Annotated in this window: 8 protein-coding genes and 2 pseudogenes; 6 read left to right on the plus strand and 4 right to left on the minus strand. The window is 43.9% G+C overall.

The features are described 5' to 3' along the window. Positions 1 to 1,157 (plus strand): glycosyl hydrolase family 18 protein (locus C9J12_RS29000; RefSeq protein WP_227876505.1); only part of this gene is annotated, 1,157 nt, incomplete at its 5' end. A gap of 175 nt (positions 1,158 to 1,332) precedes the next feature. Here C9J12_RS29000 and C9J12_RS29005 read toward each other — a convergent pair. The 4 genes and pseudogenes from C9J12_RS29005 to C9J12_RS29020 form a co-directional block, all read right to left on the minus strand. Beyond that, positions 1,333 to 2,447, minus strand: a pseudogene (locus tag C9J12_RS29005) (IS91 family transposase). 212 nt (positions 2,448 to 2,659) lie between these two features. After that, a pseudogene (locus C9J12_RS29010) lies at positions 2,660 to 3,723 on the minus strand (IS91 family transposase). An 82-nt stretch (positions 3,724 to 3,805) separates the two neighbouring features. Continuing rightward, positions 3,806 to 4,534, minus strand: a complete 729-nt coding sequence (locus C9J12_RS29015) for an oligogalacturonate-specific porin KdgM family protein (RefSeq protein ID WP_107246764.1) — start codon at positions 4,532 to 4,534, stop codon at positions 3,806 to 3,808. 39 nt (positions 4,535 to 4,573) lie between these two features. After that, complete coding sequence (locus tag C9J12_RS29020; RefSeq protein WP_107246766.1) at positions 4,574 to 6,136, minus strand: sulfatase family protein; 1,563 nt, start codon at positions 6,134 to 6,136, stop codon at positions 4,574 to 4,576. A gap of 448 nt (positions 6,137 to 6,584) precedes the next feature. On the opposite strand from C9J12_RS29020, the gene agaR reads away from it, so the two are divergent. From agaR to C9J12_RS29045, 5 genes are all read left to right on the plus strand, one after another. Beyond that, positions 6,585 to 7,361, plus strand: coding sequence for a transcriptional repressor AgaR (gene agaR / locus C9J12_RS29025; protein WP_107246768.1), 777 nt, complete (start codon positions 6,585 to 6,587; stop codon positions 7,359 to 7,361). Positions 7,362 to 7,409: 48 nt separating this feature from the next. Then, positions 7,410 to 8,696 carry a tagatose-bisphosphate aldolase subunit KbaZ gene (gene kbaZ, locus C9J12_RS29030; protein ID WP_107246771.1) on the plus strand — a complete coding sequence of 429 codons (1,287 nt, stop codon included), beginning with the start codon at positions 7,410 to 7,412 and terminating at the stop codon, positions 8,694 to 8,696. A gap of 10 nt (positions 8,697 to 8,706) precedes the next feature. Then, positions 8,707 to 9,870: an AgaS family sugar isomerase gene (locus tag C9J12_RS29035; protein WP_107246774.1), complete on the plus strand. Its 1,164-nt coding sequence runs from the start codon at positions 8,707 to 8,709 to the stop codon at positions 9,868 to 9,870. A gap of 25 nt (positions 9,871 to 9,895) precedes the next feature. Further along, complete coding sequence (agaV, locus tag C9J12_RS29040; RefSeq protein ID WP_107246776.1) at positions 9,896 to 10,396, plus strand: PTS N-acetylgalactosamine transporter subunit IIB; 501 nt, start codon at positions 9,896 to 9,898, stop codon at positions 10,394 to 10,396. Positions 10,397 to 10,431: 35 nt separating this feature from the next. Next, the coding region (locus C9J12_RS29045; RefSeq protein ID WP_107246779.1) for a PTS mannose/fructose/sorbose/N-acetylgalactosamine transporter subunit IIC at positions 10,432 to 11,044 on the plus strand (613 nt) is incomplete at its 3' end.

Below are 11,044 nucleotides of genomic sequence, written 5' to 3' on the forward strand. Positions count from 1 at the left end.
ACAAGATTAACTTCGGTGCAGCCTTTTATGGACGTGGTGTTCAAACATCTGAAGCCACAGCGTATCTTGGGGCTCCAACAGAAAAACGTACCGTTAACTTTAGTGTTGATGGGCCAACATTATCTTCTGTTGATTTAGATAACTGGAAAGAATTCGAAGGTCAGCCAAATTATAATTACATTATACAAACTGGCGGTTGGGAGCATAAGTGGGATGCAGCCGCAGAAGTACCTTATGCTGTGAAAGGTAAATATTTCTTAAGTTATGACGACGTTCCTTCTATCGAGAAAAAAGCCCAATACATTGTTGATAATGATCTTGGTGGTGTAATAGTGTGGCAAGTGCATGGTGATATTAAATGTGAAGGCACATTTATTAGCCATGGTAGGAAGCTGAAAGAATGTACTAAATTAAGCTCGCCTTTGGCTGAAGCCATTGATCGTGTGTTTAGTGCTGGCACTGTTTCTAACGCTGCACCAGTATTAAGTGTGCCAGAAGCACAGGTCGTTGATTCTGGTCAAACGGTAAGTTTCTCTGTTTCTGCGACAGATACCGATGGTGATTCATTGTCTTTCACCGCCACGAATGCCACCGTTGTCGATAATGGTAATGGTTCTGCGACGGTAACTTATCAAGCCGTTAATACCGGCACAGATACTCAGGTGATAGTTACAGTATCGGTCAGTGATGGTAGAAAGAGCGTGATAAAAGATGTTGTGGTTAATGTTAAAGGTTCAGGCGTCGTTGAAAATGCGCCGCCAGTACTCACTACGCCTGCTTCTGTAACTGTCGACAGTAGTAAAACTGTTGTGATTTCAGTTTCAGCACAAGATGCAGACGGTGATACATTGGCTTACTCTTCATCTGTTGGTACGGTTGCAGTAACCGCGACAGGTGCTGATATCACTGTTACAGCCCCTACAACACAAGTTGATACCACAATTGACGTGTTGGTTACCGTTAATGATGGTCAAGCATCTGATGTGGCGACTATTATTGTGAATGTAAAAGCTGAATCAGGCTTTGGAGAGTGGAAGTCAGATAAAGTCTATACGGGAGGAGACCAAGTAACCTTCAACGGCGTGACTTATAAAGCGAAGTGGTGGACAAAAGGTGATCAGCCAGGCAATGCTGGTAGCCCTTGGGCGCAAATGTAATACTGTGTCAATGGTAAGGAATTTCAATATTCCTTACCATGAATAAAAGAGGTACAAATAGACTCTTTGTACCTCTTTTATTGCCTGCGTTCCTTTCGTCGCCATTCAATGCTGCATTATTAAACAGATATTGCCTTTTTACCGGCATTTGAATACACCTATCCCGTACCGGTCATCAGGCCGGCATCATACTCGCCAAAACTAATGTTGAAGCCGTCAACTCTGAGAGCGGCGTTCCGGCTCGGTACCCATTGAAAACCAACCGACTTTGGCACTGCACACATTCATACGGGTCAACATTGACATACCCTTTCAGCATCGCGGCATAACCAGGCAAAGTGGGTTTCTTTTTCTCTTCCATCTTTAAAGCTTTATACACTTTTGGCAATATCTCACCCCGATGACGGTTGGACAGAAAGCCGTAGTAACGGATCATTTTGAAGCCTTTATCGGGGATATGCTCAACCAACCTTTCTATTAACACGGCCGGCTGACCTGTACGGTGATTCAGATAATCAAACGTCAACATGCCACCTTTGCTGTAATGGCGCAGACGCGAAGCCGACACCGACGGGCGTTTCAGGTAGCGGCCAAGATAACTGACCGTCTGCAAGATATTGTCTGTCTTTTTGATAAAGTGCACCTTCCAGTACCGCTGGCACTGGCTACCAAGAGAAAGTGAAGCCAGTCTCTTTCCTCTCTGATATGAGCATAGGATTCGGTTTCTTTGGCTTTAAAAAAGATGGGCTTCCATGTACCTGCCTTAGGGCAAATTCCGCCTCGGGTCATAGAGAGGTGAATATGGGTATTCCAGTTAAGCTGGCGACCGTAGGTATGGAGCGCACAGAAAATGCCGATCTCCAGTCCTTTTGCCTTCGCCCAACTAATCAGTATCTGAGCCGCGCAGTTGAAGAGCTTCCCTAATAGTGGGCGGTTATAGCGGAATATCTCCCACAGTTTGTCGGGCATGGTGAAGGTGATGTGTTGCCATTCACAATCGGGAAGGACATATTGCTGAATTTGCACCCAGCGCTCCGTGGCTTTGATGCCACAGCTATTGCAAGCCCTGGACTTGCAGGTTTAATTGATGAATTTGATGTGAGAGCTGCGGGTGTTGGAGCACGTATATTTTCGGGAGCCAAATACCGCGGTGCCGCAGGCAAGCATCTTAGTGACATTCTCAATGACCGCTTCGCGAACGTGACCGATATGCTTATTGAGGAACGTCAGCCATTCCTGCGGGCTTTGAGTGGTTTGTCTGGGTGCATAGACAGGAAGATACCTGTCTATGCCAATGATGAACAGCAAAACTAACAGGTCGTTAGTTGCTGCCGTTGGCAGCCTATGTTCAATATCCCTTACCATGAACGGAGGCAGGCGCAAACTGACTATTTTTCACCTCTGTTATTGCCTACGTTTCTTTCGTCGCCATTCAACGGCGCATTATTGAACAGATATTGCCTTTTTACCCTCATTTGAATACACCTATCCCGTACCGGCCATCAGGCCAGCATCATACTCGCCTGCACTAATGCCGAAGCCGTCAACTCTGAGAGCGGCGTTCCGGCTCGATACCCATTGAAAATCAATCGACTTTGGCACAGCACACATTCATATGGGTCTACATTCACATACCCCTTCAGCATCGCGGCATAACCGGGCAAAGTGGGTTTCTTTTTCTCTTCCATCTTTAAAGCTTTATACACTTTGGGCAACATCTCACCCCGATGACGGTTGGACAGAAAGCCGTAGTAACGGATCATTTTGAAGCCTTTATCGGGGATATGTTCGACCAGCCTTTCTATTAACGCGGCCGGCGGCAGCGTTAAGCTTTCAATTTGACCTGTACGGTGATTCAGATAATCAAACGTCAACATGCCGCCTTTGCTGTAATGGCGTAGACGCGAAGCCGACACCGGCGGGCGTTTCAGGTAGCGGCCAAGATAACTGACCGTCTGTAAGATATTGTCTGTCTTTTTGGCAAAGTGCACCTTCCAGTACCGCTGGTACTGGCTATCGAGAAAGTGATGCCAGTCTCTTTCCTCTCTGATATGGGCATACGGCTCGGCTGACAGGTCAATCTCACCATACTGCTCACGCAGTAAGGTGATGATGGCATATCGCCAGCAGGCTTCGGTTTCTTTGGCTTTGAAAAAGATAGGCTTCCATGTACCTGTTTTAGGGCAAATTCCGCCTCGGGTCACTGACAGGTGAATATGGGTATTCCAGTTAAGCCGGCGACCGTAGGTATGGAGTGCACAGAAAATACCGATCTCCAGTCCTTTTGCTTTCGCCCAACTAATCAGTATCTGAGCCGCGCAGTTGAAGAGTTTTCCTAATAATTGACGGTTATAGCGGAATATCTCCCACAGTTTATCGGGCATCGTGAAGGTGATGTGTTGGCACACGTATATTTTCGGGAGCCAAATGCCGCGGTGCCGCAGGCGAGCATCTTAGTGACATTTTCAATGACTGCTTCACGAACGTGACCGATGTGTTTGTTGAGGAACGTCAGCCATTCCTGTTGTCGATTGAAAAGGGCTTTGAGTGGTTTATCTGAGTGCATAGACAGGAAGATACCTGTCTATGCCTGTTATGAACAGTAAAACTAACAGGTCGTTAGTTGCTGCCGTAGGCAGCCTATGTTCTTACCAAGTATATTTAATACCAACACGATAACGAAGCTGACGCTCATCTGTTGTGCGGTTTAATTTCACTTGCCCTAGTTCAATAAATGGACGCCACTTTTCGCCATCTTTCATATTGAAAGCATACATTAAGCGAACATTATGCAAATAATCGGTTGAGCCGTTATCAAATAAAGCTTTGCCGTTGCCTTCCATTTCCTTCCAGAACTGAAATTCGTACTGGAAATCCCAATCTCCTGTTTTGTAACCTAGCCAGGTATCAAACTGCTGAATTTTAGAGTGATAGCTATTGCCATCAGTGCCTTCTTGACTGTAATCCCATAGTTTCCACTTATATCGACCTTGGATGCGGAAGCCATTATCAAAAGAATAATTTAAACGTGCGTAAGGTACATAGACCAAGCCATCAGGATTAAAATCTAATGAGGAACCAAATACACCTGTTAAGTTAGGCTTAAGCTTTGTGTAATAGAAGATTGATAATTCAGATCCATTCATCGTCATGGAATCATACATTTTGTCTTCTTCGTCGTTGTTATAACGAGCATCTAATTCGAAGCCGATATTCTTTCCTGTATCGATGAAGGCTTTTACGCGATCAGAATGTTTATTATTTCCATCTCTATATTCGTGTCGATACTCTACGGTCGTTTTATAGTCATTTGCCACTGCATGTGAGGTTGTTGCCAATAGCATAGAAGCGGCAACAAATTTAAGTGTCGTTTTCATAATAACCTTTTTAATTGTGTTTAGGATTGTGTCAATAAATTAGGTGTATGCATTTGCTGTTGATGCTGGCACTTCTGTTGGGCGCCAAGGATCACCGGTATGCTCTAACCAAGGGAGTAGTTCTTCTTCGATCAACGAAACCACGATGCTTTCATTCTGTTGTGCGATGTTTTGCATCTGGTATGGATCGTTTTGGTTGTCGTGTAAAACGAAAGTAAGAGGCTTACCTATTTTGCGGTCAACCATTAAGGTGTAGCGATCGGTTCGCACACCACGACGACCGTAGGATTGACCGCCGTAAGGCATAAACGTATACATTTGAGATGTCGGTCTGTTGTCGCCTTCTAGCCCATGGACACTGTTGGCATAGTTAAAGCCTTCCACTGTGTCTGGGATCAGTTCTGGCATTCCCATTAAACCGAAAATGGTTGGGTAGATGTCAGGTGAAGAGAAGAGCAGATCATCTTGGCGTGGTGCAATTTTACCGGGCCAGCGGAACATCATTGGAATCCGCATTGCCTCTTCATAGTGGACATTCTTGGTGGGCTTACCGTTAGAGCCCATACAGCAGCCATGATCTGAGAAAAATACCACCAAGGTGTCTTCTTCCAGACCAAGTCGGTCAAGTTCATCAATAATCCGACCAAATTGCGCATCTACACCGTGTACCATTGCCATGTACTCTTTGAAGTACGCAGGCCCATACCCTTCTTGATAGCCTTTATCCCATTGAACATTTGGTCGGGTATTAAGGCTTTCAGAAGTGTCATTCTGATAACGGTCGAGATATTTTTTCGGCACTTCATCATAAGGAGAATGCGGAGGGTTCATAGAAACAACCAGCGTAAACGGTTTGTCACTATCACGGTATTTTCCGTTTTCATTTCGCAGGTATTTTATGGCTATATCGGCTTCATGCTCAGGGCTCCACTGATTCACTTTGATTGGCTGATCACGCGGTGTCTCATTGGTCCAATACATGGGTGTTAAATGTTTATCGTAAGTACCGTAGGCATACCAAAAATCAAAACCATGACGACGATCCGGAGCTGTCCAATCATTCCAGTAACGGCCTTCCATCGGGTTGTTATAACTCGGAATGAAAGGAGCCTCTGGCGTATCAAGGTGCCATTTCCCTATATAGCCCATGCTGTAGCCTTGGTCTTTTAGTACATCAGACCAAGTGCGAGTATTTTTCTTTAGCTCAATACCAAAGTCTTTGCCGCCAAACTTACCAGGCATGGCTGTGTGGCTATTACCCTGAATACCATTACGGTATGGATATTGACCTGTCATCAGCATGCCTCTAAATGGAGTACATAGTGGGAAGTTGGAAACGGCTTGGTGAAGAACAGCACTCTGGTTGGCAAAACGGTTGATATGCGGCGTATCTGAAGGATCTTGATTCATAAAGCCCAAAGACTGGGCACGCATTTCGTCTGGGAAAACAATCAGTAAGTTAGGCTTCTTTATCTTAGTATTCGATAAAGAGGAGTCCGTAGGGTTTTGCTGGGCTGAAGTACAGCCAGAGCTCATCGTTGTAGCGGCAACGGCACTGGTTGCAGCCATTCCTTTTAGCAAACTTCGGCGGGTGATAGACATGTTCAACTCCTGAACGTGAGATGTATTGGATAAAAACAAGTGAAAGCAAAATGCTTTCATTTATTGTTTTAGTTATTAAATTCCGCACTTGCACTTCCGGTTTGTTGCGGATCGTAAGTTATCGAAAGCTTATTGGCTGTGTATTCGATCACAAAAAAGAAATCGAAAGTAAAATAGTGCTTTTTACGAAAGGGAGATGAAAGGATGTACGCTTAAAAAGTGAAAGGTATGCCGCATTAACGGTGTTTACGTTTGGCAATGGGTCTTTCGAAGGTTATGATGTCATCAAATGCGTAAATGTACGCAAGTGTAAGTGTAAGAATGCGAAAGAATGTGAAAGAGATCAAAAGTTTTCATTTTACGCATTGTTGCTTTCGTTTTTAGGTGTAAGCTATATTCGAAATCAAGCGAAAGAGATTTTGCTGGTTTTGTAAGGAGACAAAGTAAAGTGAAAAGTGCTGTCGAAAGACGTATGGAAATCGTTAACCTAGTTAACCGTGATGGTAAAGCTCGTGTTGAGGATCTTGCTGCACAATTTAATGTCTCTAGTGTCACTATTCGCAGTGACCTTAGTTTTCTGGAAAAAAATGGCTATGTGGTTCGTTCACACGGTGCGGCAATTCCGAATTCTGGGGTAATAGCAGAGCTGACTGTTCATGAGAAACGCCGTCAAAATGCCGGCATTAAATCTCTTATTGGTCAGGCGGCAGCGAAACTGATTGAAAGTGGTGACACGGTTATTCTGGATTCGGGTACTACAACGCGAGAAATCGCGTCTAGTTTGAAAGCACTAGATGATGTAGTGGTAATGACCAACGGTCTAGATGTAGCAATGGAGTTGGCATCAGCACCTGGAATTGAGGTTTTGATGTCTGGCGGTGTACTTCGTAAAGGTGCACTTTCTTTTTCTGGCTCGCAAGCTGAAAGCAGCTTAAAAAATTACCGATTTGATAAGGTATTTTTAGGTGTAGACGGTTTTGATTTGCGAGCAGGTATCACCACACACAGCGAACAAGAGGCAAGCCTCAATCGCTTGATGTGTGAAATTTCTGAACAGGTTATTGCAGTTGTCGATTCTACCAAATTTGGTAAACGTAGCTGTCACATGATTCGAGAGTTTGGAAATATTGATATCTTGGTAACAGATTCTGATATTCCTGAAGACTATTTACAGGGTCTTCGTGAAATGAAAGTTGACGTTATTATTGTTGAAAAAGGAAATTAATCGCTAGCTCCATTGCCACATCTTAGATGTTGACTATGGAGTTAGTAAATGAACACCCTTCTAAATCTCGTTCAGCGCCATAAAGCAGGCGATAAAAATGGCATTTATTCTGTCTGCTCTGCTCATCCGTTAGTTATTGAGGCGGCGCTTACTCAGGCGCTAAGCGATGATTCTTTATTATTAATTGAAGCTACCTCCAACCAAGTGGATCAATTTGGTGGTTATACAGGTATGACACCTGTTGATTTTCGTAATTTTGTTTTAGAACAAGCGGAAGCGCTTCACTTTCCAACTGAAAACCTCATTCTTGGTGGCGATCACCTTGGTCCTAACCGTTGGCAGCATCTTGCTGTTGAAGAAGCGATGAATAATGCAGATGTCTTGATTACTGCATACGTTGCGGCAGGTTTTAAGAAAATTCACCTCGATTGCAGTATGTCTTGTTTAGGGGATCCAATCCCATTATCTGATGCAATTGTCGCAGAGCGTGCTGCCCGTTTAGCTAAAATTGCTGAAAATACGGCGATTAATGTCTTTGGTGCCAGCGATCTGGTCTATGTCATCGGTACTGAAGTTCCTGTACCTGGTGGTGCAGCTGAAGAATTGGCTGAACTTAAAGTAACGTCAGCCGAGGCTGCAAACGAAACAATTCGTAGCCACAAAGAAGCATTTGCAAAAGTCGGTGTTTCAAGCTGCTGGTCTCGGGTTATAGGTCTTGTCGTACAACCTGGTGTTGAATTTGATCACACAGGTGTTATCGACTATTGCTCAGAAAAAGCCCAAGCATTAAGTGATGTTGTTAATCATCACGATCACCTTATATTTGAAGCGCACTCAACCGACTATCAAACCGATAAAGCGTATAAAGCGCTGGTTGATGATCATTTTGCCATTTTGAAAGTCGGCCCCGCACTTACCTTTGCTATGCGCGAAGCGCTCTTTAATCTGTGTGATATCGAAGCTGAAATAGTGCCTAAAGCACACTGTTCAAACCTGAAAGAACAGATAGAGAAGCAGATGTGTGATGCTCCTGAATATTGGAATAAATATTATCAGGGCAATGAGTCACAGCAGCGTTTTGCTCGCTGTTATAGCTTTAGTGACCGTATTCGCTACTACTGGCCTGATCAAAATATCCATGCAGCACAAAGTAAGTTGTTCGACAACCTTACGCGTGCCGGTATTCCCCTTCCATTATTGAGCCAATATCTTCCCGAGCAATTTCATGCTGTGCGTGAAGGACAAATAAGCGCAGATCCAAAAACATTGGTTCTTGAAAAAATTCGTCAGGTACTTCGCAGTTACGCGAAGGCATGCAAACTAAATAAAGATTAAGAGGTAGTACATGAACCAATATCTTGGTTATTCCGAGCTTGAACTTGAACGGCTTAATGCATTCTGGACGGCAAAAGAGATTGAGCAGCAGCCATCTTGCTGGCGTAAAACACATGCCATTATTCAAGAGTGCCTACCTGCAATTAATGCATTCATGAGCAACGCATTAGCGCAGCCAAATTTACGTATTGTATTGACTGGCGCGGGCACATCGGCTTTTGCGGGTAGTGCATTAGCACCCGCGTTATCAAAGAAAACAGGTTTACGAGTCGAAGCCATTGCTTCTACTGATTTAGTCTCAAACCCAGCCCAGTTTTTTGCGGAAGATCTACCAACGTTATTAGTGTCATTTGCTCGTTCAGGCAATAGCCCAGAAAGTGTAGCAGCAGTAGAACTGGCTAATCAGTGCCTTACAAATTGTTTTCACCTTGTACTGACGTGTAATGGGGAAGGGCAATTATATAAAAACGCGGTCAATGATAATAAATCGTTCGCATTGTTAATGCCTGAAGAAACAAATGACAAATCCTTTGCGATGACGTCAAGTTTTTCGTCAATGATGTTAGCCGCTTTTTCAGTTGTTACATCTGGTAACGATTACACGAAAGAAATCGAAAGATTTTGTAAGTGTTCTGAGGGGCTAGTCAAAGAAATTAATAACAATATCAGTAGTATTGCAGGAGATACTATTCAGCGCGTCATTTACTTAGGAAGTGGAGGTTTGCAGGGCTTGGCTCAGGAATCAGCATTAAAATTGCTTGAGTTAACTGCTGGTAAAGTTGTGGCATGTTTTGATTCTCCGCTAGGCTTCCGTCACGGACCTAAATCTATTGTTGATAATGAAACAATGATTGTCGTGTACATCTCTAATGACCCTTATACCCGCCAATATGACCTCGATCTTCTTAGTGAACTTCGACGTGATAATACCGCTAAAAAAGTGATTGCTATTACGGCTCAGCAGGATGAGTTAGTGACCAATGGTGATTACTATCTGGTACCAGATATGGATTCAGCAACGGATGTTGAATTGTTATTCCCCTATATGATTTTCGCTCAAACGTATGCGTTTCATCGCGCCATTACGTTAGGCAATACACCTGATAACCCTTGCCCAACTGGTGAAGTAAACCGTGTGGTTCAAGGTGTCACTATTCATAAATTTAATAATTAGAAAATGACAAGAAGGTAGAACTCTTATGACTGCACCTAATATTGTTTGGACACGTATTGATGAGCGTCTTTTACACGGCCAAATTCGTATTACTTGGGGTAAACACACCGAAGCAAACCTTATTTTAGTGGCGAATGATGATGCCGCTGAAGGACCAAATGCCGTCTTTATGCAGGCAGGAATGAAAGCGTCAGCTGGTGGTGAATATGCCGTACGTTTTTTTTCCATTCAGAAAACAATTGATGTGATCCATAAAGCATCGCCAAAACAGAATATTTTTGTTTTGTGTAACAACCCTACAGATGTTGCACGTCTTGTTGAAGGTGGTGTGCCAATTACCCACTGTAATGTCGGCAACATGCACTTTCATGAAGGTAAACGTCAGATAGCGAAAACGGTATCTGTTGATAGTAAAGATTTGAATGCATTTGAACGTATGGTTGAGCGCGGCGTGACGTGTACCGTACAAAACACACCGGATCAGAAGCCTATTAATGTGCTTGATCTTGCCGTGGAAAATGCATAAAGCCAATCAGTAAATCATAGGTAAAGGAATTAATTATGTTTTTTGAAGCGATGCTTGTCGCGGTATGGGCGTTCTTCTGTGGTATCGATAAATACGATGTCGCATTGAATATCCACCGTCCGTTAATTACCGGACCAGTTGTTGGTCTGATCATGGGTGATATGCAAATCGGTTTGATTGCCGGTGCAACACTCGAACTTGCTTGGTTAGGCTTAGTTCCGAACGCTGGTGCTCAGCCACCAGATGTAACTTTGGGTACGATTGCTGCGGTTGCTTTTGCAGTGATGACAGGGCAAACAGCTGAAGTTGCAATGGGTGTCGGTATGCCTATCGCAGTATTGATGCAAATGCTTGTAATTGGCTTCTTCGCTGTTACGTCATTCACCATGGGCAAGGCAGATAAATACGCAGAGCAAGGTGATTCTGATGGTATTGACCGACTCCTGATTTCAACTCTTGGCTTACGAGCGCTTCTCTATTCTGTTGTGGCATTTATCACTGTGTACTTTGGCGAACATGCAGCAACGTGGATTGATGAAAATGCACCAAAAGTATTACTTGAGGGGCTAGGCATTGGCGCGAAGATGGTGCCAGCGATTGGTTTTGCAATGCTACTTAAAATCATGTGGTCGAAAGAAGTGGCGGGGG

It is taken from the genome of Photobacterium frigidiphilum, from assembly GCF_003025615.1.
Lineage (GTDB): Bacteria > Pseudomonadota > Gammaproteobacteria > Enterobacterales > Vibrionaceae > Photobacterium > Photobacterium frigidiphilum.

What these genes read in the sequence shown, in the direction of transcription:
- C9J12_RS29015 (WP_107246764.1), bottom strand. Translation starts at nt 4,534, where the DNA reads ATGAAAACGACACTTAAATTTGTTGCCGCTTCTATGCTATTGGCAACA.
- C9J12_RS29020 (WP_107246766.1), bottom strand. Translation starts at nt 6,136, where the DNA reads ATGTCTATCACCCGCCGAAGTTTGCTAAAAGGAATGGCTGCAACCAGT.
- kbaZ (WP_107246771.1), top strand. Translation starts at nt 7,410, where the DNA reads ATGAACACCCTTCTAAATCTCGTTCAGCGCCATAAAGCAGGCGATAAA.
- C9J12_RS29035 (WP_107246774.1), top strand. Translation starts at nt 8,707, where the DNA reads ATGAACCAATATCTTGGTTATTCCGAGCTTGAACTTGAACGGCTTAAT.
- agaV (WP_107246776.1), top strand. Translation starts at nt 9,896, where the DNA reads ATGACTGCACCTAATATTGTTTGGACACGTATTGATGAGCGTCTTTTA.